This window comes from Streptomyces liangshanensis (assembly GCF_011694815.1).
GTDB classification, from domain to species: Bacteria; Actinomycetota; Actinomycetes; order Streptomycetales; family Streptomycetaceae; genus Streptomyces; species Streptomyces liangshanensis.
In genome coordinates this window covers 5495489-5519583 of record NZ_CP050177.1, presented here as the reverse complement: position 1 = coordinate 5519583, position 24095 = coordinate 5495489, and the positions used below count along the sequence as shown (strand labels likewise).

Here is a 24095-nt window from a genome sequence, read left to right as displayed (position 1 = left end):
TCTCCCGGGGAGCGAGGGTGGTCTCACTTGTTCATACAAGCTGGCATCAGTTCGCACGGCCCAGGTGTCCGGTGCGTGAACGACCGGTGGCCATGACCACACGGCCCGAGGAAGACACATATGCCCATAACGACCTGATCACGGCCGCGTACGGCCGCTCGGGCGGCACCATCCGTGACCTTTCACGCCATCTCCTCCCTGGACACACACGTTTCACGTGCGGTTAGAGTGAAGACCAGGCGGGCGACGGGTAGGTGCACCTGCGCACAGTTGGGTTCCACCGTCCGACTCAACCAGCCGGGCCGGCCGACCGACCATCGGCAGCCCGTGAACGAACGACCGACCGACCGAGGGGGCAGGCGTGCCGAGTTCGCGCTATCTGGAGATCGCGGAGGCGCTGAGGCAGGCGATCCTGGCGGGTGAGCATCCGGTGGGGGCCCGGCTGCCGTCGGAGAGCGACCTCGCGGCCCGGTGGTCCGCGTCGCGCGGCACGGTACGGCAGGCGGTGGGCCTGCTCGCCCAGGAGGGCCTGATCGGCTCCCGGCAGGGCGCGAGACGTGTCGTACTGCGCCAGGAACTGCGCCACAGCTTCCAGCAGTTGAACAGCTTCGCGCAGTGGGCGCACGCGATGGGACGCGAACCGTCCAGCCTGATCCTGAGCCGCGTGACGCGCCCCGCGAACCCGGAGGAGGCGTCCCGGCTCGGGACCACCCCGGGCGCCGAGGTGCTGCACGTGCTGCGGCTGAGACGGCTGGACGGCGAACCGGTCCTGGTGGAGCGCACGGCGTACACGGACTGGGTGGCCCCCGCCGTACGGGAGTTGCCCGACGACTGCGTCTCGATCATGAACAGCATCGCGGAGAACGCGGGCATCGTGGCCCACTACGGCGAGCACCTGATAGACGCGGTGGCGGCGGGCAGCGAGGACGCCCGCCTCCTCCGGGTCCGCCGGGGCAGCCCGCTCCTGCGCCAGCGCTACCTGACGTACACGGCGTCGGGCCGCACGATCGAGTGGACGGACGACCGCTACCGCGCCGGTACGGTGGCCTTCAGCGTCTCCAACTCGGCGGCGGCGGCCCCCCTGGCCCGCACGGCGGGCCCGGACATGACCCCGCCGCCGGGGGCGGGGTCACCGTCCCCCGGGGCAGGGTCACCGTCCTCGGCTACAGGGTCCTGACCTGCGGCGGATTGCCCTTCGACACCGAGATGTTGCCGCCCTCGACCTGGAAGTCACCCCGCACGATGAGGCCTTGGGCGGCCTTGCTGATCCAGACGGAGCCGGTCTTGCTGTACGTGACCGCCAACCCGTCCGCGAAGGTCACCCACTTCTGGAAGTCGTTGATCCCCTGGAACACGATCCGGTCGGGAAGGGTGAGCAGGAGCGGCTCGCCCTCGTGACTCAGCTTCATCCCCCCGCCCACGGCCAGGTGCCCCCGCACGACGGCCTCACCGGTGACCAGGTCGTCGAGATCGGCCTTGCCGGCCTTGAGCGTGCCCCACTCGTCCTGCCCGTCCGCGAACACCCGTACCCCGGACTTCGGGAAGTCGATCCACCCGTCACCGGTGTCCCGCCCCTGCACCCACTTGGTGTTGACGCCGTTGACGTCGGCCTTGTCGGCGTGAACGTTCCCCCACTCCCGCCCGGACCCGTGGAAGACGTTCAGCCCGGTGCCGGGGAACTCGATCCACCCGTCATCGGCACCCCGCCCCTGCACCCACTTGGTGTTCACACCGTTCAGGTCCGCCTTGTCGGCGTGAACGACCCCCCAGTCCCGCCCCTGCCCGTGGAAGACGTCGAGCCCACTCTCCGGAAACTCGATCCGCCCGTCGTCAGCACCCCGCCCCTGCACCCACTTGGTATTGACGCCGTTCACATCCGCCTTGTCGGCGTGGACGACACCCCACTCCTTCTGCTGCCCGTGGAAGACGTTCAGCCCCGTCTCCGGGAACTCGATCCAGCCGTCATCAGCACCACGCCCCCGCACCCACGTCGTAGTGACCCCGTCCACATCCGCCTTGTCGGCGTGGACGGTCCCCCATCCCCCGCTCCCGTTACGGATCTCCGCGCCGTCCGCGGAGAAGGTGATACGACCCTGGTTCACCGTCCCCTCGACCCACGGCGTACGCGTCCCGCTGCCGAACTCGGGGACCAGCGCGTGAACGGTGGTGGTGAGGAAGTACCCCTGCTCGGGCTGTCCCGGGCCGCGCGTCCCCGCCACCAGGGTGTACGTGGTGCCCCGCTTCGGCGGGACGATCGGCGACCACATGTAGGCCTGCTGCGTCACCGGGGACCCCTGGGCCGCCGTCGCGACCACCGTCTCGTTGCCCTCGGGATCACGAATCCAGTAGTCGAGGTTGTCGGGGCCGTCCCACTTCAGAATGACGTTGCCGCCCGCGTCCACATCCGCCAACGAATTCCTGTCCGGCCGGAAGTTGCGCGGAATCCTCGGAGCGGCCTGCTTCACCAACCCGAGCGTGGTCGTGAAATGGTCCCGCCGCATCGGTACGTTGTCGTCACCGCCACCGGACTTCTCCAGCACCCGCACCCGGACCAGCCCCGCCGCGCCGGAAACCGGTATGCCCTCCAGCTTGAGGACCAACGACTGGTCGTACGGCAGGGTTAACCGGCCCCCTTGCGGGTGGCGGGCCCGGAAGCGCCCGAGGCCGGCGTCCCAGCCGAAATCCGGTACCGGCTCCAGCCAGGCCGTGTAGTCCGGGTCGGCACTCGCGATGATCACCGCGGGATCGTCCGTCAGATCGGACGGACCGCTGCCGACGGGTATCTCCACGTCGATGTACTCCCACCGCACCTCGGACTGGTGGGTGTTGGAGACGATCACGTACACCGCCCCCACGGAGGGCGCTCCGGGCTGCGGCGCGGGTAGCGAGGTCGGATCGGTGACGACGGTGTAGTGCAACAAGGACGGCACGGACAGGACTCCCTTGCTCGGCGTTCGGTGACGGCCCCCGACCACAAGCCGACGGACCCGGCAACAGCACTGTCCCGCCCGCCGACCACCGAATCACCATTCAGGGACATCTGACGCAAACCCCTACCCCACTGGCCGGATCCCCGCCGACCCCACCAGAACCGGACGAACCAATTCAGCCCGCCCCAGCCCCACCCACCCCAGCAACCCCACTACCGCCCCAACTACAGCCCCGCCTCCAACCCCAACTCCAACTCCAACTCCCCAACGCTCTCCTCCCCGCTCGTCTCCCCCGTCGCCCGGAACCCGAGCCCCAGGTAAAAGCCCTCGGGGCCGTCGTCGCCGGGATGCCAGGTGACGGTCAGCCGGGTGCCGCCCCGGCGGCGGATCTCGGCGGCCACGGACTCGACCGCGAAGCGGCCGTACCCCCGCCCCTGCTCCCCGGCGGCGATGTTGAGGCGCCACAGGCCCGAGCGGATGTCCTTCCCGGTGCCGTCCCCGGCGAAGTCGATGTCGAAGAACGCCATCAGGAACCCGACCACCCGGTCCCCGTCCAGAATCAACCGCGGCCAGGCAACCCCCGGATGCACGTACGCCTCCGCCAGGGACTTCACCACCGGCGCGACCAGATGCTCCTGATCGGGCAGGACCCGCACCCCGATCGCGTCCTCCAGATTGGCGGCGGTCACCTCGGCCAGATGAAGAGTTGTCGTCATGCGGCCACCGTAAAGGGGCGGATCAAGCGGTTTTCCGAGGCCGGCGAACGGACGGCGCGTCCCTGCCGGGCCACTACCCGGCAGGGACGCGCCAGTTGGTGTCCGGCGTCAGCGCACGTCGACGAAGTCGCCGGCCGCGGAGACCGCGGTGGTGGTGGAGACACCGGCGAACGAGTAGCGCCAGTAGCCGTCGACCGTGGCCTTGGACGTGGTCTTGAGGTTGCCGTGCGCGTCGGTGGTCACGGTCTTGAGGGTCGTGTAGGTGGAGCTGGTCTTCTTGCGGAACTGGAGCTTGACGTGCTGACCGGCGTAACCGCCGTACTTGTTGGTCTCCCAGTTCGCCCGGGTGAGCGCCCCGGTGATGGTGATCGTCTTGCCCTTCTTGACCGGCTCGGGCGAGGCGTTGACCGTCAGCTTGGAGATGCGCTGTAGCGCGGGCGCGGCGAAGCCGTCCTTCTCGGCGACCGAGACCTTGGCCGGGTCCGCCTTCTCCGGGTCCTGTCCGTTGAGGTCGATGGCCACGGCGCCCGTGTGCCACGACGTACCGGCGTCGGCGTTCCAGACATCGCCCTCGCCCGCGTTGATGTCGATCGTGCCCTTGCACGTCTCGGTGGTGACGACCGAGTCCGGTCCGCTGGTGCTGGAGGTGACCTGGCATTTCGCCGGGTCCCAGCCGTCCAACTCGTTGGCCGGGTCGGCGGCGGAGCCCCGGTAGAGGAAGAGCCCGGTGAGGAAGTCGGAGGCGGCCGGGTTGGCGTTCTTCGCCACGAGTGTGTACGTGTACGGCACGTGAGCGTAGGTGGCGATGCCCAGGGCGACGGGCTTGCCGCTGTTCACGAGCACCTTCGAGAAGGTCACGTTCAGTGCGGGCGGCTGTGCGGCGGCCTTGACCGCCGCGCGGCTGCCGAAGGGCGTCGCGCCCGTTGCCGCGTGGGCCGTACGGGCGGGCTGGGCGGCCTGCGCCTGGGCGGCGAGGTGGCGCCACGGGGCGGCGGCCTGAGCCGTACCGGACGCCTGAGCGGCCGGTACGACGGCCGCGGTGAGGGCGATGGCGCCCGACACGACAGCGATGGCTGCCGTTGCGCGAATACGCATGGATCTCTCCGTAAGAAATCGCCGGGCGGACCGTCGTGTGCCCGGTACGCGCCCCGACGAAGGGGACGAGCAGTCTGTTGACCAGCCTGTTCGACCCCTGGGAGCGACAAAGGATGCATCCCCTGGAAGACCTTGGCGTTCTCTTTGACACCTCATGACACTCCAGGACAATCCGACAAACGCATCCACCTCCGCCCCTGGCCGTAGGGCACTCCCGCGCTCGCGTTCCTGGAGGCCGAGTGCGCGGACCCGGCCTCGCCGGTCTTCCCCGCACCGGACCAGGCCTGCCGGGTCCTGGAACCGGTCGGCAGCGGAGACCGTACCCACGCCAACATCGCCGCCACCGCCGGAAACCGGAGAACGCCCCTGCCCTCCGGGGCACTCTCCCCCTCCTGCGCAAACTCTCCGAGGAGAAGCGGATCCCGGCGGTCGACCACCCCCTGTCCGACAAGCCGGGCAAGCCCGCACTGCACCGGGTCGCCGACAGCAACCTGCGCCCGTACCTGGCCGCCCTGCGCGCCGCCCACGAACAGGCCCGCCGCGGCCGCGCCGTGGAACCCTGATCCGGGAGTCACTCGCCCTCGCCGCCGGAACCACCGACTTCCCCTGGCCGGAGACCGAGGCCGTGGGCGGCTGGTGGAACCGCCGTTTCGACCCGGAGATCGACCTGATCGGCACGGACAGGGCCCCGGTGGCCCGCACGGTCTTCTTCGCCGGCTCGGTCAAGTGGCTCAACACCGACCAGGCAGGACGGCTGATCACCTGGCCCGGAGAACAGCGCTGCCATCCTGTCCGATCGCGTCGCGCACGGCCTTCCAGCCTGCAAGGTAGGCAGCGAAGTCCGCCGCGACTTCCCGGAGTTCCTTGGTCGCGTAGTCACACCACAGCAGGCGGGCGCCGGTTGCGTCCGAGCGTACGAGATAGGCCTCTTCACCGTCGAAGAGCTCGGTGCCCTCGGGCAATGCGCAATAGCCGCGCGGATCGGCGCCGGCCGCGGCGAACAGCGCTGCGGCGCCCATGTCGGCCGCCGCGTGCGGCACCGGCTGCGACGCCAACTCCTCCAGCATGCGGTCGATCGCACCCTGAACCAGCCCGACAACTGCCCAGGCGTCCGGATCACCGATCTCGCCGGGCGGTGCGGTGACACGAATCCCGCAGAAGCGATGCGCGCCGTCGCTCGACGTCTCGGCGATCCAGTGCCACGCGAGAGAAACGACTCGCTCGGTCATGAACCACAGGGTATTCGCACAACTTGACCGGTCACCGGCACTCAACCGGAGCTTCGTCGTGTACGGACCGGACACATGACGGCCCTCGTCCTACCAACCCCGGCCGGTCAGACGCCCCGTCGGAGGACCAGCTCTGATCTCGGCAACGTCGAAAGCCACCCTTCTCCCGTCGCCGCTCAACTCGACGTGCGACCTGCCCAGTGAGACAGAGGTGAACGGCTCACTGCTCCAGCCCTCCATCGAGAGGTCTTTCACTCCAGACCGAGGCCTCCCTTTCGTCGACATGGAAGAAGGTCAGTTCGTACGCGGTCAACGGCGGAGGCGGTGTCCCCAGAACCTCGCCAAGCGGGCGCGGATCGGAGATGCTGAGCGACCAATCATGGACGGTCATAGAACGGCCTTCCGGTGACGGGCGGCAGCGTCTCGTACAAACGCTGATCCACGCGGCTCTCGAAGTGGCGCCGCACAGAGTACGGGTTCCCCGTTCCGGAGCGGTAGGCATTGAGGTGGCTGACCTGGAGAGCCCCCGCAGCCGCGAAATCGAGCGCATACCCGGCTCCGCGGAAATGGATCTGAACCTCAAGTCGATCGGAGCCGTCCTCAGCCCAGGCGACGGGAACTCGGTCCGGGTAGCGAGGAAGCTCTACCCGCAAGGTGAGGCCAGGGCCGTACGGACTCAGATGGACCGACCTGAGCAGCAAGCCTTCCAAAGGCGGAAGCTCGGCGTAAAGGGAAGTCAGTCGTTCGGCATCGACGAGGAGATCCGACCACACAGGGTCCATGAGGATCAGCTTATCCGAGGCGGCAATCAGACCTCGGCCACCGAGTGGTGGCCTTGGGTCCGGATTTGGCTCGCTCCGGGCCGAGTTGGCCTTACGGTCGGTCCCGGGGCGCTTCGTAGTCGGGGCAGACGGAATTGCCGCATTCGCAGCGGGGCCAGCGGAGGGCGGAGCCGGGGATCAGGTCGGCGCCTTCCGCGCCTTCGGCGGCGCGCACTCCGGGATTCGGCTTCGGCACGATCAGGGTGCCGTCCGTGCCGAATTCCTCCGTCAGCCGCGCCAGAACTCGTCGCGCGTTGCTCTTGTCCTTCATTCCGCCAACCGCCTCAGTCCGTGGAGCACCCGCTCCAACAGTTCGTCCGTCACCGGGGCGCAGGCCGCCCCGTCGTCAGGCGGCAGGAGGCGATGGAAGCCCCGGCTCTCCACGACGGCCTCCAACTGGGCCGATCCGTCGGGAGCGGGGGGTTCCAGGGCTCGGTCACACATGGGGGTTGGGCCCTCCGTCATCGCTTCATCACCGTCTGTGCAACAAGAATCGGCTTCCGCGACTACGCTCAACAGGGGGTAGCCCTTGACGGCCCGAGCATAAAGAGCGGTGATTTCACTTGGCGGGCAAGGAGTTGGATCCGTACACCAGTCCGGAGGCTTTCCTGGGCGCGGAGTTACGCCTTCGGCGGGAGGCCCGGGGGTGGAGTCAGACCAAGTTGGCCGCGGTGGCGCATATGACGGGGAGTCGTATCGCGCAGATCGAACTGGGCCTGGTTCCGGCGACGTTGGCCAACGCGACAGCGCTGGACGTGGCTTTGGAGACGGATGGGTTGTTCGCGCGGCTGCAGCAGTTCGCGAGTAGGTCGCCCAGTTCCACCGACCGGGTTCGGTCGTACGCGAACCTGGAGAGTGCCGCGACGGCCATCAGTACCTACACGTCGTCGTTCATCCCCGGGTTGTTGCAGACAGAGGGATACGTGCGGGCCCTGATCAACAACTCGCGGTTGCAGGAGAGCGACGACGAGGTGGAACGCCGGATCCAGAAGCGCCTGGAACGTCAGGAAATCCTTCGCCGGGCGAAGCCGCCTACCCTGTGGTTCGTCTTGGAGGAGGAGTTGCTCCGGCGCCCCATCTGCGGGCCCGAGGCCATGGTCGATCAGCTCGGCCACTTGGCGCAGTTGGCACACGGCTCGACGGCCGTCATCCAGATCATCCGCACCGACGTGGGTGCCCACCCCGCCCTGGGCGGCACGCTGTGCCTGCTGGACCTTCCGGACCGGCCAAGGGTGGCCTACCTTGAAGGAGCCTTTACCGGCGACCTCTTCATGAATCCGGAGCAGGTGGCGAGGTACGCCCTCGCCTATGATCACTCCCGGATCAGGGCATGCAGCCCGGCGGAGTCAGTTGATCTGATCCAGGCCGCGATGAAGGAGATCCGGAGATGAGCCTCAGCCGCAACGCCGACAACAGCTGGCGCAAGAGCAGTTACAGCAACGGCGAGGGCGGGGAGTGCCTGGAGGTGGCCGACGACCTCCCCGGTCGAGTCCCCGTGCGCGACAGCAAGAACCCCAGCGGGCCCGCGCTCGTCGTCTCCGCCTCCGCGTGGGCGGACTTCGTCGCGTACGTCACCCGCTGAGGCACACGCCCAGCGCAGCGTCACCCTCCGGACGTGTCCAGTTCCGCGTCCGCGCTCACGCCCGAGCAGTCGTACGGGTCCTTCAGCCAGCCGTCCGGCAGGACCACGCGGTTGTTGCCCGACGTGCGGCCGCGTGGGCCGTCCGCGCCGTCCGGCCACGGCTGGTCGAGGTCCAACTCCGAGAGGAGCGCCCCCAGTTCGGCCAGGGACGAGCTGATCGCCAGGCGCCGCCGCATCTCCGAGCCGACCGCGAACCCCTTCAGGTACCACGCCACGTGCTTGCGGAAGTCGATCACGCCGCGCGCCTCGTCGCCGATCCACTCCCCCAGCAGTTCCGCGTGACGGAGCATCACGGCCGACACCTCGCGCAGGCCGGGGCGCGCCGGGGCCCCCGTACCCTCGAAGGCGGCCACCAGGTCGCCGAAGAGCCACGGCCGGCCCAGGCAGCCGCGACCGACCACCACCCCGTCGCAGCCGGTCTCGCGCATCATCCGCAGCGCGTCGTCCGCCGACCAGATGTCGCCGTTGCCGAGGACCGGGATCTCCGGCACGTGCTCCTTGAGGCGCGCGATCGCGTCCCAGTCCGCCGTGCCGCCGTAGTGCTGTGCCGCCGTCCTGCCGTGCAGGGCGATCGCCGTCACGCCCTCCTCGACCGCGATCCGCCCCGCGTCGAGGTACGTGATGTGGTCGTCGTCGATGCCCTTGCGCATCTTCATGGTGACGGGGAGGTCGCCGGCGTTCGAGACCGCCTCGTGCAGGATCGCGCGCAGCAGGGGCCGCTTGTACGGGAGGGCCGAGCCGCCGCCCTTGCGGGTGACCTTCGGGACCGGGCAGCCGAAGTTCAGGTCGATGTGGTCGGCGAGGCCCTCGTCCACGATCATGCGGACCGCCTTGCCGACGGTGACCGGGTCGACCCCGTACAGCTGGATCGAGCGCGGCGTCTCCGACGCGTCGAAACGGATCAGCTGCATGGTCTTCTCGTTGCGTTCGACGAGCGCCCGTGTGGTGATCATCTCACTGACGAACAGCCCCTTGCCCCCGCTGAACTCGCGGCACAGCGTCCGGAAGGGCGCGTTCGTGATGCCGGCCATGGGGGCGAGGACCACCGGCGGGCGCACCGCGTACGGGCCGATGACCAGCGGCGACAGTGTCGCGAGCGGGGCGGCGGACGGGAACGCGGACGGGGACAGTGCTGCGGTCATCTCACCATTGTGGCCCACCGACCCCTCCCTCGGAGAATGGTTAGTTAGACGTACTATCGTGCTCATGCCTGAGCTCAGCCGCCGGCGGCGGACCCTGGTGCTGGTGATCTGCTGCATGAGCCTGCTGATCGTCAGCCTCGACAACACGATCCTGAACGTCGCCCTCCCCACGTTGCAGAAGGATCTGCACGCGTCGGTCGCGGGGCTCCAGTGGACCATCGACGCGTACACCCTCGTCCTGGCGTCCCTGCTGCTGCTCGCGGGCTCCACCGCCGACCGGATCGGCCGGCGCAAGGTCTTCATGACCGGGCTGGTGGTCTTCACGGTCGGCTCGGCGCTCTGCTCGGCCGCGCCGAACCTGGAATCGCTCGTCGCGTTCCGGATCCTCCAGGCCGTGGGCGGCTCGATGCTCAACCCGGTGGCGGTGTCGATCATCACCAACACCTTCACCGAGCGGCGCGAGCGCGCCCGCGCCATCGGCGCCTGGGGCGCGGTGGTCGGCATCTCGCTGGCGCTGGGGCCGATCATCGGCGGGCTGCTGGTGGACACGATCAGCTGGCGGGCGATCTTCTGGCTGAACATCCCGATCGGGATCACCGCGCTCATCCTGACCTGGCGGTACGTCCCCGAGTCGCGCGCGCCGAAGGCCCGCAGGCCCGACCCGGTGGGTCAGCTGCTGGTCATCGGGGTGCTGGCGACCCTGACGTACGCGATCATCGAGGCGCCCAAGTCCGGTTGGACCTCGCCCGAGATCCTGCCCTTCGCGGGCTTCTCGATACTGTCGCTGATCGCCCTGATCCTGTACGAGCCGAGGCGCGACGAGCCCCTGATCGACCTGCGGTTCTTCAGCAGCGCGCCGTTCAGCGGGGCCACGCTGATCGCCGTGTGCTCGTTCGCCGGGCTGAGCGGGTTCCTCTTCCTGAACACGCTCTACCTCCAGGACGTACGCGGGCTGTCGGCGCTCAAGGCCGGGCTGTACATCCTGCCGATGGCGGCCATGACCTTCCTGTGCGCCCCGCTGTCCGGGCGGCTGGTCGGCAACCGGGGGCCGCGGCTGTCGCTGCTGGTCGCCGGGATCGCGATGACGGCGAGCGGGGTGCTGTTCGCCGCGTTCAAGGCGGAGCAGCACACTCCGCTGCTCTTCACCGGGTACGTGATCTTCGGCATCGGCTTCGGCATGGTGAACGCGCCGATCACGAACACCGCCGTCTCCGGCATGCCCAATTCCCAGGCGGGGGTGGCCGCCGCCGTCGCGTCGACGAGCCGTCAGATCGGGCAGACGCTGGGCGTCGCGGTGATCGGGGCCGTACTGGCGGGCGGGGTGGCGCTGTCCGCCACGGGCCGGATGGCCTCGGCGGCCGGGGCGCGCGAGTTCGCGGACGCGAGCCGGCCGGCGTGGTGGATCATCACGGGGTGCGGGGCGGCGGTGCTGGTGGTGGGGTTGCTGAGCAGCGGGACGTGGGCGCGCGGGACGGCCGTACGTACGGCGCGGAAGCTGGACCCGTCGCCGGACGACCGGACGTCGGCGGCGGGGTCGCGGGCCTGAGACGCGGTCTGCCCGCGTCCGTAGGACCCACCCTCGTCCCCGCGTCCGTAGGACCCGCCCTCGTCCCCGCGTCCGTAGGACCCACCCTCGTCCCCGCGCCCGCAGGCCCCGCCCGCGCCCGTACCGTCAGAGTGCCGCCGGCTGGCGCGCCTCCAGCGTCTTCAGGGTCAGGAGCTTCTCCAGCCGGGCCCGCGTCTCCTCGTCCTCGGGGACGTAACTGACCAGCCGGGACCCGGCCGTCGGCCCGAGCCAGAGGTTCGTGTGGACGACGTTGAGCGTCCCGACGCGCGCGTTCACGAATCGCTTGCTCCGGGTCGTGTTGCCGATCACCTCGTGGCGCTCCCAGATCTCGCGGAACTCCGGCGACGCGTTCCGCAGCCGCGCGAGCAGCGCCTTCCACGGCGGCTCGGCGAGGTGCTCGGCCATGTCGGAGCGGAAGCGGGCCACGAGCGTCCGCTTGGTCTCCCGGGGGTTCATCAGGGAGGCCTGCCACTGCGCGTCGGTGAAGGCGAGCCAGATGCAGTTGCGGTCCTCGGGTGCCAGGGCGTCCATGTCGCGCATCATCAGGGCGTAGGTGCGGTTGTACGCGAGGATGTCGTACCGGCTGTTCTGCACGCAGGCCGGGAACGGCTCCAGGCGCTCCAGCATCGACCGTACGGCGGGGGTGATGGTGGCGCACGGCGTGCCGGGCGCGGGGTCCACGGCGCCGGCCAGGGCGAAGAGGTGGGCGCGCTCGCTGCGGTCGAGGAGCAGGGCACGGGAGAGGGCGTCGAGGACCTGGGCGGAGACCTGGATGGGCCTGGCCTGTTCGAGCCACGTGTACCAGGTGACGCCCACGGCGGAGAGCTGGGCGACCTCTTCGCGGCGCAGGCCCGGCGTGCGCCGGCGGATGCCGCGCGGGAGGCCGACCTGCTCGGGCAGGATGCGCTCGCGGCGGCTGCGGAGGAAGCCGGCCAGTTCGTGGCGGCGGATGTCGGGCTCGCGGAGGGGCTGCCCGTCGGGTGTCGCGTCGGGTGTCACGTCGGGCCCGTCGGATGCCACGTCGGGTCCGCCGGAGGGCGTCGTGCCACTTTCCTGCACCATCGTTGCCATTCCTCCAGGTTGCAGGAGGCCTCAGCCCATTGCCAGGTACTCCTTGTACCAGGATAAAGACACTCTGGTACCAGGCTTCCAACAGGGTGAGTCTGGCTTCCGTGAGTACAGCATCCCGTCCGCAGTCCGGTGTTCCGGCCACGGCCCCTCCCGCTTCCCCTTCTTCCTCCACCTCCGCTTCCTCTCCCGGTCCGGTGATCCACGACCACGGCCCGGTCCTCGGCAGCCTCGGCCTGTTCACCGTCCTGCTCGGAGCGGCCCTTCCCCTGATCGACTTCTTCATCGTCAACGTCGCCCTGCCGACGATCGACAAGGACCTGTCGGCGGGCCCCGCCCTGCTCGAACTGGTCGTGGCCGGTTACGGCGTCGCGTACGCCGTCCTCCTCGTCCTCGGCGGTCGGCTCGGCGACACGCTCGGCCGCCGGCGCCTGTTCATCGCGGGCATCGCGGCCTTCGGCATCACCTCGCTGGCCTGCGGTCTGGCGCCCGACGCTTGGACGCTGGTGGGCGCGCGGGTGGCCCAAGGCGCGGCGGCGGCGCTGATGCTGCCGCAGGTGCTGGCCACCATCCACGCGACGACGGCCGGGGAGCGGCGGGCGAAGGCGCTCAGCCTGTACGGCGCGACCGCGGGGCTCTCCATGGTGGCGGGCCAGATCCTGGGCGGCGTGCTGGTGGCGGCGGACATCGGCGGGAGCGGCTGGCGGGCGATCTTCCTGGTGAACGTACCGGTCGCGCTGATCGGTCTCTTCCTGGCGTTCCGTACGGTGCCGGAGACCAAGTCCCAGCAGCCCGCGCCGATCGACGTACCGGGCACGCTGCTGCTGACCACGGCCCTGGTGACGCTGCTCGTACCGCTGACCGAGGGCCGCGCGGCGGGGTGGCCGCTGTGGACCTGGATCACGCTGGGCGCCTTCCCGGTGGCCACGGCGGCGTTCCTGTGGGTGGAGCGGCGCGAGGACCGGCAGGGGCGGATACCGCTGCTGCCGCCGAGCCTGTTCCGGCTGGTCTCGCTGCGGCGCGGGGTGGGCCTGACCGTGCCGTTCGCGATCTGCTTCGGCGGGTTCATGTTCGTCCTCGCGATCGGGCTCCAGCAGGGCCTGCACATGAGCGCGGTCGGGTCGGGGCTGGCGCTGGTGCCCCTGGCGGTGACGTTCTTCGCGGCGTCGCTGGCGGGTCCGCGGCTGCTCGCGCGCTACGGCACGCGCGTACTGACGGTCGGTGCGGCGATCCAGCTCACCGGGCTGGGACTGCTGGCCCTGCGCGTCTGGCAGGACTGGCCGTCGGTCAGCGCGCTGGACCTGCTGCCGGGGGTGGCCGTGGCGGGCCTGGGCGGCGGCCTCCAGCTGCCGAACCTGTTCCGCATCGTGCTCTCCGACGTACCGCCCGAGCGGGCGGGTGTGGGCAGCGGCGTGATGGTCACGGCGCAGCAGGCGTCGCTGGCGCTGGGGGTGGCCACGCTGGGGACGCTGTTCCTGAGCCTGACGACCTCCCAGGGCATGGGGTACGCGCTGACGGTCACCCTGCTGGCGATGATGGGCCTGATCCTGCTGACGGGCCTGCTGAGCCTGCGCCTGCCCCGAACGGTGAGCTAGAGGACGGCCCGCCCGGCGCAGCCCGCCGGCAAAACGTGCCGGCGGGCAGGCGGATCGATTCTCAACGGGCCTGCGGATAGCCGATTCCGGAGATGTCTTCGGCCAGGTCCGCCAGGGTGACCTCCACGTTCAACAACGACACGAGCTCCTGATCCAGCGGCCGCAAGGCATACAGGTCACGCACCGCTCCCAGATCCACGGAGACCTCGTAATAGTCCTCGGCGAAGCTCTGGAACGCTTCGGGTGATCGGTCGACCAGTAGCTGGAACAGACCCGTCGCCCCGTCAGGGTCGACGTGGTTCGACGGGAAGTCGATCGTGCCGTGGTGCCACCGATCGTCCTTCGCCTCACGCCACAAGCAGGCCGTCACCACGGGGACGCCGTCCTCGTCGGTGAACGCCGGGTCCTCGACGAAGGGCTTGAAGGCAGCGGGAACATCGTCGATCACTCCCGGCCAGGGCCCGCCGTCGCGGCCGTACGGGCTCATCGGCGATTCGTGGCCGAAGCCCCGTATGTAGGCCCCGGCCGCCGAGAAGACGATGGACCAGTCGTCTCCTGACCCGTCGCGCATCGAGGCCATTTCCTCGCCTTCCGCCCAATCGGCGGCGAAGGAGTGGTATCGGCTCTCCCACTCCGGGCTCAGGATCGCGTCGAGCATCGCAAGCGAGCGGCACAGGTCCCGCAGGTCGGCGATGGCGGGAAGCCGGCGGGCTACGTCGTAGACAGTCACGTCCCCATCCAACCGGACCCCTCTGACATCAGCCCCGCCGCTGCCCGTCGGGGGACATCCGGTCATGCGGGTACGAGTCGGGGGCCGTGAAACGTTGATTCGCCCGATATCTTCCTTTTCATGACACAACTCACCCTCACCAGGTCCTCCGCCTCCCTGTGGCGGGTGTCCATCGAGAATCCGCCGGTCAACCTGGTGGGGTCGCAGTTCATCATCGAGTTGCGCGCGATCCTGGAGGCGGCGGAGAACGATCCGGACCTCGCGGTGATCCTCTTCGAGAGCGCCGATCCCGACTACTTCCTCGCGCACTGGGACCTCGCCGACGACGGTTCGGCGCTCGCGGGCCAGCCACCTCTGGTGGAGGGCCTGACGCCGTTCACGGACGTGCTGGTCCGCCTGAGCAAGGTCCCCGCGCTGACCGTGAGCGCGATCCGCGGGCGCGCCCGGGGGGCGGGCAGTGAGTTCGTGCTCGCCACCGACATCCGGTTCGCGAGCCGGGAGCGGGCCGTGCTGGGCCAGTTCGAGGTGACGGCCGGTGCCATCCCGGGCGGGGGCGGTGTCGCGCGCCTGCCGCGCCTGGTGGGGCGCGGGCGGGCGCTGGAGATCATGGCGGGTGGCGAGGACTTCGACGGCGAGCTCGCGGAGCGGTACGGATACGTCAACAGGGCGGTCCCGGACGCGGAGTTCGAGGCGTTCGTCGACGCGTTCGTGACGCGTGTCTCCGGGTTCTCGGTCAGTACGATCCGGGAGCTGAAGAGCGAGGTCGATCCGCGCACGCTCCCGGAGGAGGCCGAACTCGCGGCGCAGGCCCGCCTGTTCCTGGCCGCGCTGGCGACGCCCGAGGTGCGGGAGTGGGTGAGGCAGTCGTTCGAGAACGGGCTTCAGCAGGCCGGGCCGTTCGAGGAGAAGCTCGCCGAGTACTCGGCGCGGTACGCCCCGAAGCGATGAGCTGACGCGCCGCACCGCATCGCGGTGACGTGAAGCACCGCGTGCCCGTACCCAACGCCTGGCGTTGGGTACGGGCACGCGGTGTATCGCGGTGTATCGCCGTGTATCGCTGTGTGTCAGGTCAGGACGCGGGCGTCTCGGTCTCGGCCGCCCCACCCGCGGCGCCTTCGGCGCCGTCGGCCTGCTGGTCTTCGCCGCCCGCGGCGCGCTCGCGCATCTTGCGGAGCAGCTCCTGCTTCTGGTCGGCGGCGACCGCGCGGTCGGCGTTACGGGCGGGGCCGTTGCCCTGCTGGTCGGCGCGGGACAGCTTCTTGCGCTGCCCGCCGACGCCGAGAAGGTTGTTGCGGCTCTTTGCCACGGGGTTCTCCCGAAGTGATGTGAAGTGATCTGCGGAATCGTCGGTGGGGGGCGGGCCGTGGCCGCCGCGCGCTCACTCGTAGATCTGGAAGAACATGCCAGTGACGCTACCACCGGGTGGGGGGCGGCCGTCACGCGGTTATTCGCCCACATCGGCCGAAACCCCCGGACGGGTCCCCCGAAGTAGTGAATGACAGATATTGAAATCTGTCATCGGTCATGCCACTCTTGTCGCATGACATCTTCCGAGAAGACGACGCCCGTGACCACCCCCGCCTCGGGCACCCCCTCCCCCGTCCCCACCCGCCGGCTCGGCTCGACCGGCCCGCAGGTCTCCGCGCTCGGCCTGGGCGCGATGGGCATGTCCGCGCTGTACGAGGGCGGGGACCGCGCCGAGTCCCTCGCCACGCTGCATGCCGCGCTCGACGCCGGTGTCACCCTGATCGACACGGGCGACTTCTACGGCATGGGCAGCAACGAGATGCTGATCAACGAAGCGCTGCGCACCGCCCCCGCGGGCGCCCGTGAGCGTGCGGTGATCAGCGTGAAGTTCGGCGGCATGCGCGACCCCGACAACGGGTGGGGCCCGGTCGACGGCCGCCCGGCGGCGGTGCGGAACTTCGCGGCGTATTCCTTGCAGCGCCTGGGCACGGACCACATCGACATCTACCGGATCGCGCGCGTCGACCCGGCCGTGCCCGTCGAGGAGACGGTCGGCGCGATCGCCGAGCTGGTCCAGGCGGGCCATGTGCGGCACATCGGGCTCTCGGAGGCCGGCGCGGACACCCTCCGCCGGGCGGCGTCCGTCGCCCCGATATCCGACCTCCAGATCGAGTACTCGCTGATCTCGCGCGGCATCGAGGACACGATCCTGCCGACCGCCCGGGAGCTGGGCATAGGCATCACGGCGTACGGGGTGCTGTCGCGCGGTCTCATCAGCGGCCACTTCACGCCGGACCGCGAGCTGGCGGCAACCGACTTCCGGGCGATCAGCCCCCGCTTCCAGGGGGAGAACCTCCGCCACAACCTCGATCTGGTCGAGTCCCTGCGCAAGGTCGCGGAGCAGAAGGGGGTGACCGTCGCGCAGACGGCCATCGCCTGGGTGCTGTCCCGGGGTGAGGACATCGTGCCGCTGGTCGGCGCCCGTCACCGCGACCGGCTGGCCGAGTCCCTCGGTGCGCTCACCGTGACGCTCGACGCCGACGACCTGGCCGCCATCGAGCGGGCCGTCCCGGCCGGCGCGGCCCAGGGCGACCGGTACCCGAGCTCCCAGATGGCGCACCTCGACAGCGAACACTGAGCGGCGTGCGCCGCGGACAGGAGGCCGACCCGGCGGGCGGGTGGCGGGTAATGTCGACGGGTAAGGGCCGCCGTACCAGCCATGAAAGGTCGCTCCCCCGATGACCACCGAGACCCTGACCGCCGAGCGCATCCTCGAAGCGACCGAAGAGGTCCTGCGCCGTTACGGTCCGGCGAAGGCCACGGTGGTCGACGTGGCACGGCTGCTGGGTGTCAGCCACGGGAGCGTGTACCGCCACTTCCGGACGAAGGCCGCGCTCCGCGAGGCGGTCACCCAGCGCTGGCTGGAGCGTACGGAGATCACGCTGGAGAGCATCACCGACGCCATCACCCCCGGGGGCGCGGAGAAGCTGCGCGGCTGGCTCATGGCCCTGTTCGAGGCCAAGCGGCACAAGGCGGGCGACGACCCGGAGCTGTTCGCCACGTACGACACGCTCGCCCGCGAGAACAGCGGCGTGACCGAGACGCACCTGTCGATACTGACGAGCCAGCTCACCCGGATCGTCGAAGAGGGCGTGCGGGCGGGCGAGTTCACGGCGCCGGACCCGCACCGGGTGGCCGTCGCGGTCTTCGCGGCGACGGCCCGGTTCCACGACCCGACGTACGCCCCCGAGTGGCAGAAGCCGTCGATGGACGACGAGTTCAGCGCGGTCTGCGACCTGGTGGTCCGGGGCCTGCGCACCTGACCCGGGCGGCGCGGGGCGGGGGCCCGCCCGGGTCGTCGTGGACGACAGCCCGTCGCCCGGGCCGTCGCCCTCAGTCCTTCGCCGGGTTCACCGTGGCCTGGTGAGCCTCCGTCAGGTGTTCCTCGGCCTTGAGCCAGGGCAGGAACTGCGCGTTTATTCGCCAGTCGCAGGTGTCGCAGACCAGCGACCGCAGGACACCTGACTTCTGGACGCGTACGACATGCTCGCGTCCGTGCTGATCCCATCGGCGGACGGTGCTGGTGGTCGTGGACGGCATCCGAACCTCCTGTTGTGACACGTGGGCGTGCGGGCATGGGGCGTCGGCGTACCGCCAGTGTGCGACGAAGCCCCCGGCTCCGTAACGGAACCGGGGGCTTCGAGCCGGGAACGTGATACGTCAGCAGCCGAGGAGGCGGCCGCCCAGGTACGCCTGGATCTGGTCCAGGGAGACGCGCTCCTGGAGCATGGTGTCGCGCTCGCGCACGGTCACCGCGTTGTCCTCCAGGGTGTCGAAGTCGACGGTGACGCAGAACGGCGTGCCGATCTCGTCCTGGCGGCGGTAGCGGCGGCCGATGGCGCCCGCGTCGTCGAACTCGATGTTCCAGTTGCGCCGCAGGTCCTCCGCGAGGCCCTTGGCCTTCGGCGAGAGCTGCGGGTTGCGGGAGAGCGGCAGGATCGCGACCTTGACCGGCGCGAGGCGCGGGTCGAGGCGGAGCACGGTGCGCTTCTCCAGCACGCCCTTGGCGTTGGGCGCCTCGTCCTCGTTGTACGCGTCGAGGAGGAAGGCGAGCATCGCGCGGCCGACACCGGCGGCCGGCTCGATGACGTACGGGGTCCAGCGCTCGTTGTTCTCCTGGTCGAAGTACAGCAGGTCGTGGCCCGACGCCTTGGAGTGCACGGAGAGGTCGTAGTCGGTGCGGTTCGCCACGCCTTCCAGCTCACCCCACTCGCTGCCGCCGAAGGAGAAGCGGTACTCGATGTCGACCGTGCGCTTCGCGTAGTGCGCGAGCTTCTCCTGAGCGTGCTCGAACCACCGCATGTTCTCCTCGCGCAGGCCGAGGTCGCGGTACCAGTTCCAGCGCTGCTCCATCCAGTACTCGTGCCACTTCTCGTCCTCGCCCGGCTTGACGAAGAACTCCATCTCCATCTGCTCGAACTCGCGGGTGCGGAAGATGAAGTTGCCCGGAGTGATCTCGTTCCGGAAGGACTTGCCCATCTGCGCGATGCCGAACGGCGGCTTCTTGCGCGACGTCTGGAGGACCTGGCCGAAGTTGGTGAAGATGCCCTGCGCCGTCTCGGGGCGCAGGTAGGCGACCGAGCCCGTGTCCTGGGTCGGGCCGAGGTGCGTGGAAAGAAGACCCGAGAACGACTTGGGCTCGGTGAAGGTGCCCTTGTTGCCGCAGTTGGGGCAGTTGAGGTCGGCGAGGCCGTTCACCGGCGCCTTGCCGTGCTTCTCCTCGTACGCCTCCTCCAGGTGGTCGGCGCGGTAACGCTTGTGGCAGGAGGTGCATTCGGTCAGCGGGTCCGTGAAGGTCGCGACGTGGCCGGACGCCTCCCAGACCTCGGTGGCAAGGATCACCGACGAGTCGATACCGACGACGTCCTCGCGCGAGGTGACCATGGAGCGCCACCACTGGCGCTTGAGGTTTTCCTTCAGCTCGACTCCGAGCGGCCCGTAGTCCCAGGCGGCCCGCTGACCACCATAGATCTCACTGGACGGGTAGACGAAGCCACGGCGCTTGCTCAGGTTGACGATGGTGTCGATCTTGTCGGCGGCCACGGTGCTCTCTTCATTACGACGGCGACGAACGGCGAATGCCCCAGATTAGCGGCGGCCGCACCCCCTGTATCAAATCGGTATGCGGGAACGGGCAGGACCGCACGTTGTTGACAATCGTTTCCACATTAGTTGAAAATGACTGTCATGAACGTACGACGTCTGATACCCACCGCCGCCACGGCCGGAGCGGTCACGCTCGGCCTGCTGGCGCTGTCCGCCTGCTCCTCCTCCGACCCGGCCGGAGGCACGAGCGGTGGCGGGAGCGACGGCAAGCTGGCGGTGACCGCGTCGTTCTACCCCATGCAGTTCCTGGCCGAGCGCATAGGCGGCGATCATGTCTCCGTCACGACGCTCACCAAGCCCGGCACCGAGCCGCACGACCTGGAGCTGAGCCCCCGGGAGACCGCCCGGCTCGGCCAGGCCGACGTCGTGCTGTACCTCAAGGGCATCGCCCCCGCCGTCGACGACGCCATCGGCCAGTCCGGCGCGGGAAAGATCGTCGACGCGGCCTCGCTCACCACGCTGGAACAGCACGGCACCGAGGCCGGCCACGGCCACGACGACCACGCGGGCGAAGAGGACCACGGCGACGAGGACCACGCGGAGGAGTCCGCGGGCGGCAAGGACCCCCACATCTGGCTGGATCCGGTGAAGTACGCCGAGGTCGCCAAGGGCGTCGGCGCCGCCCTGGAGAAGGCGGACCCGGACCACGCCGCCACGTACCGGACGAACACCGGCACCCTCGTCGGACAGCTCGGCGCCCTCGACACCGCCTTCGAGCAGGGCCTCGCGGACACCACCACCAAGACCTTCATCACCACCCACGCCGCCTTCGGCTACCTCGCCGAGCGGTACGGCCTGGAGCAGGAGGCGATCGCCGGCGTCGACCCCGAGGCGGAGCCCAGTCCCGCACGCGTCAAGGAGCTGGGGACCATTGCCCGGCAGGACAAGGTCAGCACCGTATTCTTCGAGACGCTCGCCAGCGACAGGACCGCGAAGACCCTCGCCGGGGACGCGGGCCTGCGGACGGACGTCCTGGACCCCCTGGAGGGAATCACGGACAAGTCCAAGGGCGCTGACTACCTGGAGGTCATGGAGGCCAATCTCGCCGCGCTCCAAAAGGCTCTGGGCGCGAAGTGAGCGAGGCTCCCGGATCGAGGCGATGTGGCTTGAAACAGACGTGAAGCAGCCGACAGCGATACCGACGGAGGCGACCGGCATGGCGACGGTGAACGTGAAGGCGAACGCGAAGGCAACCGCGAAGGCGAACGCGAACGACGAGCGGCGGTCCGCGGGCCGGGACGCCCCGGGCGCCCCCGTCATCTCCCTGCGGGGCGCGACGGCCACCCTCGGCGCCCGCCCGGTGCTGCGCGGCATCGACCTCACCGTGCACCACGGCGAGGTCGTCGCCCTGCTCGGCGCCAACGGTTCCGGCAAGTCCACCGCCGTCCGCGCGGTGATCGGGCAGGTCCCGCTCACCGCCGGCGAGGTCGCGCTGTTCTCGACCCCGCTGCGCCGCTTCCGCGACTGGTCGCGCGTCGGGTACGTACCGCAGCGCACCACCGCCGAGGGCGGCGTGCCCGCGACGGTCCGCGAGATCGTCGCCGCCGGGCGCCTGTCCCGTACGGGGCTGCGGTGGCCCGGCAAGGCCGACCGGGCGGCCGTCGAGCGGGTCATCGAGCTGGTGGGCCTCGCCGACCGGGCCAAGGACTCCGTGAACGCGCTGTCCGGCGGCCAGTACCAGCGCGTGCTGATAGCCCGGGCGCTCGCCTCCGAACCCGAACTCCTGATCATGGACGAGCCGATGGCCGGCGTCGACCTGGCCAGCCAGGAGATCCTCGCGTCGACCCTGCGCGAACAGGTCGCGGCCGGTACGACGGTGCTGCTCGTCCTGCACGAACTGGGCCCGCTGGAGCCCCTCATCGACCGCGCGGTGGTGCTGCGCGAAGGCTGCGTCCTGCACGACGGGCCGCCGCCCAAGGCGGTCGGCCAGCACGCCCTGCCCGGCCACGACCACGTCCACCCCCACGCGGCCGGCGAGCCGCTCCGTACAGGACTGCTGAGCTGATGGAAATCCTCCAGGCCCCGTTCATGCAGCGCGCGCTGATCGCCGCCGTGCTGATCGGCGTCACCGCCCCCGCCATCGGCATCTACCTCGTCCAGCGCCGCCAGGCGCTCATGGGCGACGGCATCGGGCACGTCGCCCTCACCGGCGTCGGCCTGGGCTTCCTGCTGTCCTGGAGCCCCGTGTGGACGGCGACGCTGGTGTCGGTGGGCGGCGCGGTCACGATGGAACTGATCCGGGCGTACGGCCGCACCCGCGGCGACATCGCGCTCGCCATGCTCTTCTACGGCGGGATGTCCGGCGGCGTCCTGCTGATCAACCTCGCGCCGAACGGGTCGAACGCGAATCTGCTGTCGTTCCTCTTCGGCTCGTTGTCGACGGTCTCGTCCCAGGACGTGATCTCGATCTCCGTGCTCGCGGCCTTCGTGGTGCTGGTCACCGTGGGGCTGCGGCGCCAGCTGTTCGCGGTCAGCCAGGACGAGGAGTTCGCCCGGGTCACCGGGCTGCCGGTACGGACCCTGAACCTGCTGGTGGCCGTCACGGCGGCCGTCACCGTCACCGTCGCCATGCGGGTCGTGGGGCTGCTGCTGGTGAGCGCGCTGATGGTGGTGCCGGTGGCGGCGGCCCAGCAGGTCACCCGGTCGTTCGCGGTCACCTTCGTGCTGGCCGTCGTGATCGGGACGACGGTCTCGGTGGGCGGCACGGTCACCTCGTACTACCAGGACGTGCCGCCGGGCGCGACAATCGTATTGCTGGCCATCGGACTCTTCGTGGTCCTGACCGTCCTCGCCACCCCCCTGGCGAGACGGCGGGCGCGGGCCCTGACGGCGCGCGAAACGCCGGAGGGACCTGCGGAGGGACCCCGGGAGAGCCCGGTGGGGGGCACGGCGGAGGGGAACCGGTCCGAACCGGCCACGGAACGGTCCGTGAAGGCCGTCCCAGGCGCCCGGCGGGCCGGTGATGACATCGCGGTGTGACCGCGAGCTGGCAGAATGGCCCGACGTAAGCGGGCGACGCCCGGCGGATACGGGCAGAGGCAAGGAGGCACCTGTGACGACTGCGACCGGCGATGGAGCGGGCACGGCCCCCGTGCGCGGCCGATCCACCCGCCAGCGGGCCGCGGTGGCGGCGGCGCTGGACCAGGTGGACGAGTTCCGCAGCGCGCAGGAGCTCCACGACATGCTCAAGCACCGCGGCGACTCGGTCGGCCTGACGACCGTCTACCGCACCCTCCAGTCCCTCGCCGACGCCGGCGAGGTGGACGTCCTGCGGACGAACGACGGCGAGTCCGTCTACCGGCGCTGCTCGACCGGCGACCACCACCACCATCTCGTCTGCCGGATCTGCGGCAAGGCCGTGGAGGTCGAGGGCCCCGCCGTCGAGCAGTGGGCGGAGACGATCGCCGCCCAGCACGGGTACGTGGCGGTGGCGCACACGGTGGAGATCTTCGGCACCTGCGCGGAGTGCGCGGCGGCGGCGGCCAAGAACTGAGAAGCGGACGCGGAGGGGGCGTACGGACCCACGGATCTGTACGCCGCCCCGCCCGCCGCTCAGTTGTCCTGCGGCTCCTCTATCTCGTCGTCCTCACCCGTCGACAGGTTGGGCAGCGCCCCGCCGAACCGCCGGTCCCGTGAGGCGAATTCCAGGCACGCCCGCCACAGGTCCCGCCGGTCGAAGTCGGGCCACAGCACGTCCTGGAAGACCATCTCGGCGTAACTGCTCTGCCAGATCAGGTAGTTGGACGTACGCTGCTCACCGCTCGGACGCAGGAAGAGGTCCACGTCCGGCATGTCCGGGTAGTACAGGTACTTGGCGAAGGTCTTCTCGTTGACCTTGGACGGGTCGAGCTTGCCCGACGCGACGTCCCTGGCCAGCGCCTGCGCCGCGTCCGCGATCTCCGCCCGGCCGCCGTAGTTGACGCAGAAGTACAGCGTCATGGCATCGTTGTCCTTGGTCTGCTCCTGTGCCACCTGGAGCTCCTGGACCACCGACTTCCACATCTTCGGCATCCGGCCGACCCAGCGGATCCTGATGCCCAGCTCGTCCATCTCGTCGCGGCGGCGGCGGATGACGTCGCGGTTGAAGTTCATCAGGAACCGCACCTCGTCGGGCGTGCGCTTCCAGTTCTCCGTGGAGAACGCGTACAGCGAGAGGTTCTTGACGCCCATCTCCAGGCAGCCCTTGAGGACGTCGAGGACCACCCCCTCGCCGACCTTGTGCCCCTCGGTACGCGGCAGGCCGCGCTCCTTGGCCCAGCGGCCGTTCCCGTCCATCACGCACGCGACGTGCTTCGGGATCAGCTCGCTCTGGATCTGCGGCGGTACCGCGCCCGAAGGGTGCGGCTCCGGCGTCTTGTACTCGCGGCGGGAACGCCCCAGGATTCCGCGTCGTGCCATGCGCTCTTGTCTCCTCGTGCTGCGGTGCT

Annotated in this window: 27 protein-coding genes; 13 read left to right on the top strand and 14 right to left on the bottom strand. The window is 69.9% G+C overall.

The genetic code is table 11. From position 1 onward, the window contains the following. Window positions 1–361: 361 nt before the first annotated feature. Window positions 362–1177 carry a GntR family transcriptional regulator gene (locus HA039_RS23960; protein WP_167033282.1) on the top strand — a complete coding sequence of 272 codons (816 nt, stop codon included), beginning with the start codon at window positions 362–364 and terminating at the stop codon, window positions 1175–1177. Here HA039_RS23960 and HA039_RS23955 read toward each other — a convergent pair. From HA039_RS23955 to HA039_RS23945, 3 genes are all read right to left on the bottom strand, one after another. Further along, window positions 1164–2930 carry a hypothetical protein gene (locus tag HA039_RS23955; protein ID WP_167033280.1) on the bottom strand — a complete coding sequence of 589 codons (1767 nt, stop codon included), beginning with the start codon at window positions 2928–2930 and terminating at the stop codon, window positions 1164–1166. The two genes, HA039_RS23960 and HA039_RS23955, sit on opposite strands and share 14 nt — an antisense overlap. Window positions 2931–3154: 224 nt before the next feature. Then, window positions 3155–3646 carry a GNAT family N-acetyltransferase gene (locus HA039_RS23950; protein ID WP_167033278.1) on the bottom strand — a complete coding sequence of 164 codons (492 nt, stop codon included), beginning with the start codon at window positions 3644–3646 and terminating at the stop codon, window positions 3155–3157. Window positions 3647–3754: 108 nt separating this feature from the next. Beyond that, window positions 3755–4741, bottom strand: coding sequence for a hypothetical protein (locus HA039_RS23945; protein ID WP_167033276.1), 987 nt, complete (start codon window positions 4739–4741; stop codon window positions 3755–3757). A 239-nt stretch (window positions 4742–4980) separates the two neighbouring features. On the opposite strand from HA039_RS23945, the gene HA039_RS34175 reads away from it, so the two are divergent. Beyond that, window positions 4981–5304 (top strand): hypothetical protein, encoded by a 324-nt coding sequence (locus tag HA039_RS34175; protein WP_243869699.1) that lies wholly within the window; start codon window positions 4981–4983, stop codon window positions 5302–5304. A 195-nt stretch (window positions 5305–5499) separates the two neighbouring features. On the opposite strand, the gene HA039_RS23935 is transcribed toward HA039_RS34175, so the two are convergent. The 4 genes from HA039_RS23935 to HA039_RS23920 form a co-directional block, all read right to left on the bottom strand. After that, window positions 5500–5970, bottom strand: a complete 471-nt coding sequence (locus tag HA039_RS23935) for a hypothetical protein (protein WP_167021950.1) — start codon at window positions 5968–5970, stop codon at window positions 5500–5502. A gap of 377 nt (window positions 5971–6347) precedes the next feature. Continuing rightward, on the bottom strand, window positions 6348–6752 hold the full coding sequence (locus HA039_RS23930) for an Imm50 family immunity protein (RefSeq protein WP_167033274.1): 405 nt from the start codon (window positions 6750–6752) through the stop codon (window positions 6348–6350). Between the two features lie 91 nt (window positions 6753–6843). Beyond that, the gene (locus HA039_RS23925) at window positions 6844–7062 is read right to left on the bottom strand and encodes a hypothetical protein (RefSeq protein ID WP_167033272.1); all 219 of its coding nucleotides are present in this window, start codon (window positions 7060–7062) and stop codon (window positions 6844–6846) included. After that, entirely contained in the window at window positions 7059–7235 is a 177-nt protein-coding gene (locus tag HA039_RS23920; RefSeq protein WP_167033270.1) for a hypothetical protein, read from the bottom strand. Before HA039_RS23920 ends, HA039_RS23925 begins: the two co-directional genes overlap by 4 nt. 119 nt (window positions 7236–7354) lie before the next feature. On the opposite strand from HA039_RS23920, the gene HA039_RS23915 reads away from it, so the two are divergent. Continuing rightward, window positions 7355–8182 (top strand): helix-turn-helix domain-containing protein, encoded by an 828-nt coding sequence (locus tag HA039_RS23915; protein WP_167033268.1) that lies wholly within the window; start codon window positions 7355–7357, stop codon window positions 8180–8182. Continuing rightward, complete coding sequence (locus tag HA039_RS23910) at window positions 8179–8373, top strand: DUF397 domain-containing protein (protein WP_167033266.1); 195 nt, start codon at window positions 8179–8181, stop codon at window positions 8371–8373. Before HA039_RS23915 ends, HA039_RS23910 begins: the two co-directional genes overlap by 4 nt. A 20-nt stretch (window positions 8374–8393) precedes the next feature. Here the strand turns inward: HA039_RS23910 and dusB are convergent, their stop codons facing one another. Further along, on the bottom strand, window positions 8394–9575 hold the full coding sequence (gene dusB / locus HA039_RS23905; protein WP_167033264.1) for a tRNA dihydrouridine synthase DusB: 1182 nt from the start codon (window positions 9573–9575) through the stop codon (window positions 8394–8396). A 64-nt stretch (window positions 9576–9639) separates the two neighbouring features. On the opposite strand from dusB, the gene HA039_RS23900 reads away from it, so the two are divergent. Next, the gene (locus tag HA039_RS23900) at window positions 9640–11121 is read left to right on the top strand and encodes an MFS transporter (RefSeq protein ID WP_167033262.1); all 1482 of its coding nucleotides are present in this window, start codon (window positions 9640–9642) and stop codon (window positions 11119–11121) included. A 126-nt stretch (window positions 11122–11247) separates the two neighbouring features. On the opposite strand, the gene HA039_RS23895 is transcribed toward HA039_RS23900, so the two are convergent. Then, window positions 11248–12213, bottom strand: a complete 966-nt coding sequence (locus HA039_RS23895; RefSeq protein ID WP_425086378.1) for a helix-turn-helix transcriptional regulator — start codon at window positions 12211–12213, stop codon at window positions 11248–11250. A gap of 194 nt (window positions 12214–12407) precedes the next feature. On the opposite strand from HA039_RS23895, the gene HA039_RS23890 reads away from it, so the two are divergent. Continuing rightward, the gene (locus HA039_RS23890) at window positions 12408–13805 is read left to right on the top strand and encodes an MFS transporter (RefSeq protein WP_243869697.1); all 1398 of its coding nucleotides are present in this window, start codon (window positions 12408–12410) and stop codon (window positions 13803–13805) included. 61 nt (window positions 13806–13866) lie between these two features. Here HA039_RS23890 and HA039_RS23885 read toward each other — a convergent pair whose 3' ends face one another. Continuing rightward, the gene (locus tag HA039_RS23885; protein ID WP_167033256.1) at window positions 13867–14535 is read right to left on the bottom strand and encodes a hypothetical protein; all 669 of its coding nucleotides are present in this window, start codon (window positions 14533–14535) and stop codon (window positions 13867–13869) included. 120 nt (window positions 14536–14655) lie between these two features. Between HA039_RS23885 and HA039_RS23880 the strand changes: the two genes are divergently transcribed. Beyond that, window positions 14656–15483, top strand: a complete 828-nt coding sequence (locus tag HA039_RS23880; protein WP_167033254.1) for an enoyl-CoA hydratase/isomerase family protein — start codon at window positions 14656–14658, stop codon at window positions 15481–15483. A gap of 121 nt (window positions 15484–15604) precedes the next feature. Here HA039_RS23880 and HA039_RS23875 read toward each other — a convergent pair whose 3' ends face one another. Continuing rightward, the gene (locus tag HA039_RS23875; RefSeq protein WP_167033252.1) at window positions 15605–15841 is read right to left on the bottom strand and encodes a DUF6243 family protein; all 237 of its coding nucleotides are present in this window, start codon (window positions 15839–15841) and stop codon (window positions 15605–15607) included. Window positions 15842–16075: 234 nt separating this feature from the next. Here HA039_RS23875 and HA039_RS23870 point away from each other — a divergent pair, with 234 nt between their 5' ends. Together HA039_RS23870 and HA039_RS23865 are read left to right on the top strand one after the other, a co-directional pair. Beyond that, window positions 16076–17140 (top strand): aldo/keto reductase, encoded by a 1065-nt coding sequence (locus HA039_RS23870; RefSeq protein ID WP_167033250.1) that lies wholly within the window; start codon window positions 16076–16078, stop codon window positions 17138–17140. A gap of 100 nt (window positions 17141–17240) precedes the next feature. Continuing rightward, the gene (locus HA039_RS23865; RefSeq protein WP_167033246.1) at window positions 17241–17825 is read left to right on the top strand and encodes a TetR/AcrR family transcriptional regulator; all 585 of its coding nucleotides are present in this window, start codon (window positions 17241–17243) and stop codon (window positions 17823–17825) included. A gap of 70 nt (window positions 17826–17895) precedes the next feature. Here the strand turns inward: HA039_RS23865 and HA039_RS23860 are convergent, their stop codons facing one another. Together HA039_RS23860 and HA039_RS23855 are read right to left on the bottom strand one after the other, a co-directional pair. Then, window positions 17896–18102, bottom strand: coding sequence for a hypothetical protein (locus HA039_RS23860; protein ID WP_167033244.1), 207 nt, complete (start codon window positions 18100–18102; stop codon window positions 17896–17898). Between the two features lie 120 nt (window positions 18103–18222). Next, window positions 18223–19605 carry a glycine--tRNA ligase gene (locus tag HA039_RS23855; RefSeq protein ID WP_167033241.1) on the bottom strand — a complete coding sequence of 461 codons (1383 nt, stop codon included), beginning with the start codon at window positions 19603–19605 and terminating at the stop codon, window positions 18223–18225. 144 nt (window positions 19606–19749) lie between these two features. On the opposite strand from HA039_RS23855, the gene HA039_RS23850 reads away from it, so the two are divergent. The 4 genes from HA039_RS23850 to HA039_RS23835 all read left to right on the top strand — a co-directional run bounded on the left by HA039_RS23850 (window position 19750) and on the right by HA039_RS23835 (window position 23161). Continuing rightward, window positions 19750–20745 (top strand): metal ABC transporter substrate-binding protein, encoded by a 996-nt coding sequence (locus HA039_RS23850; protein WP_167033239.1) that lies wholly within the window; start codon window positions 19750–19752, stop codon window positions 20743–20745. Between the two features lie 79 nt (window positions 20746–20824). Next, window positions 20825–21673, top strand: a complete 849-nt coding sequence (locus HA039_RS23845; RefSeq protein WP_167037495.1) for a metal ABC transporter ATP-binding protein — start codon at window positions 20825–20827, stop codon at window positions 21671–21673. Continuing rightward, window positions 21673–22647: a metal ABC transporter permease gene (locus HA039_RS23840; protein WP_167033237.1), complete on the top strand. Its 975-nt coding sequence runs from the start codon at window positions 21673–21675 to the stop codon at window positions 22645–22647. Before HA039_RS23845 ends, HA039_RS23840 begins: the two co-directional genes overlap by 1 nt. Before the next feature lie 73 nt (window positions 22648–22720). Continuing rightward, window positions 22721–23161 (top strand): Fur family transcriptional regulator, encoded by a 441-nt coding sequence (locus HA039_RS23835; RefSeq protein WP_167033234.1) that lies wholly within the window; start codon window positions 22721–22723, stop codon window positions 23159–23161. Window positions 23162–23220: 59 nt separating this feature from the next. Here the strand turns inward: HA039_RS23835 and HA039_RS23830 are convergent, their stop codons facing one another. Then, window positions 23221–24066 (bottom strand): isoprenyl transferase, encoded by an 846-nt coding sequence (locus HA039_RS23830; protein ID WP_167033232.1) that lies wholly within the window; start codon window positions 24064–24066, stop codon window positions 23221–23223. Window positions 24067–24095: the final 29 nt, after the last annotated feature.

Bases quoted from the DNA above. Each gene is read 5' to 3' on its own strand.
- HA039_RS23895 (WP_425086378.1), bottom strand. From the start codon at position 12,213: ATGGCAACGATGGTGCAGGAAAGTGGCACGACGCCCTCCGGCGGACCC.
- HA039_RS23930 (WP_167033274.1), bottom strand. From the start codon at position 6,752: ATGGACCCTGTGTGGTCGGATCTCCTCGTCGATGCCGAACGACTGACT.
- dusB (WP_167033264.1), bottom strand. From the start codon at position 9,575: ATGACCGCAGCACTGTCCCCGTCCGCGTTCCCGTCCGCCGCCCCGCTC.
- HA039_RS23950 (WP_167033278.1), bottom strand. From the start codon at position 3,646: ATGACGACAACTCTTCATCTGGCCGAGGTGACCGCCGCCAATCTGGAG.
- HA039_RS23945 (WP_167033276.1), bottom strand. From the start codon at position 4,741: ATGCGTATTCGCGCAACGGCAGCCATCGCTGTCGTGTCGGGCGCCATC.
- HA039_RS23830 (WP_167033232.1), bottom strand. From the start codon at position 24,066: ATGGCACGACGCGGAATCCTGGGGCGTTCCCGCCGCGAGTACAAGACG.
- HA039_RS23925 (WP_167033272.1), bottom strand. From the start codon at position 7,062: ATGAAGGACAAGAGCAACGCGCGACGAGTTCTGGCGCGGCTGACGGAG.
- HA039_RS23900 (WP_167033262.1), top strand. From the start codon at position 9,640: ATGCCTGAGCTCAGCCGCCGGCGGCGGACCCTGGTGCTGGTGATCTGC.
- HA039_RS23845 (WP_167037495.1), top strand. From the start codon at position 20,825: ATGGCGACGGTGAACGTGAAGGCGAACGCGAAGGCAACCGCGAAGGCG.
- HA039_RS23880 (WP_167033254.1), top strand. From the start codon at position 14,656: ATGACACAACTCACCCTCACCAGGTCCTCCGCCTCCCTGTGGCGGGTG.
- HA039_RS23920 (WP_167033270.1), bottom strand. From the start codon at position 7,235: ATGTGTGACCGAGCCCTGGAACCCCCCGCTCCCGACGGATCGGCCCAG.
- HA039_RS23870 (WP_167033250.1), top strand. From the start codon at position 16,076: ATGACATCTTCCGAGAAGACGACGCCCGTGACCACCCCCGCCTCGGGC.
- HA039_RS23865 (WP_167033246.1), top strand. From the start codon at position 17,241: ATGACCACCGAGACCCTGACCGCCGAGCGCATCCTCGAAGCGACCGAA.
- HA039_RS23860 (WP_167033244.1), bottom strand. From the start codon at position 18,102: ATGCCGTCCACGACCACCAGCACCGTCCGCCGATGGGATCAGCACGGA.
- HA039_RS23850 (WP_167033239.1), top strand. From the start codon at position 19,750: ATGAACGTACGACGTCTGATACCCACCGCCGCCACGGCCGGAGCGGTC.
- HA039_RS23935 (WP_167021950.1), bottom strand. From the start codon at position 5,970: ATGACCGAGCGAGTCGTTTCTCTCGCGTGGCACTGGATCGCCGAGACG.
- HA039_RS23840 (WP_167033237.1), top strand. From the start codon at position 21,673: ATGGAAATCCTCCAGGCCCCGTTCATGCAGCGCGCGCTGATCGCCGCC.
- HA039_RS23910 (WP_167033266.1), top strand. From the start codon at position 8,179: ATGAGCCTCAGCCGCAACGCCGACAACAGCTGGCGCAAGAGCAGTTAC.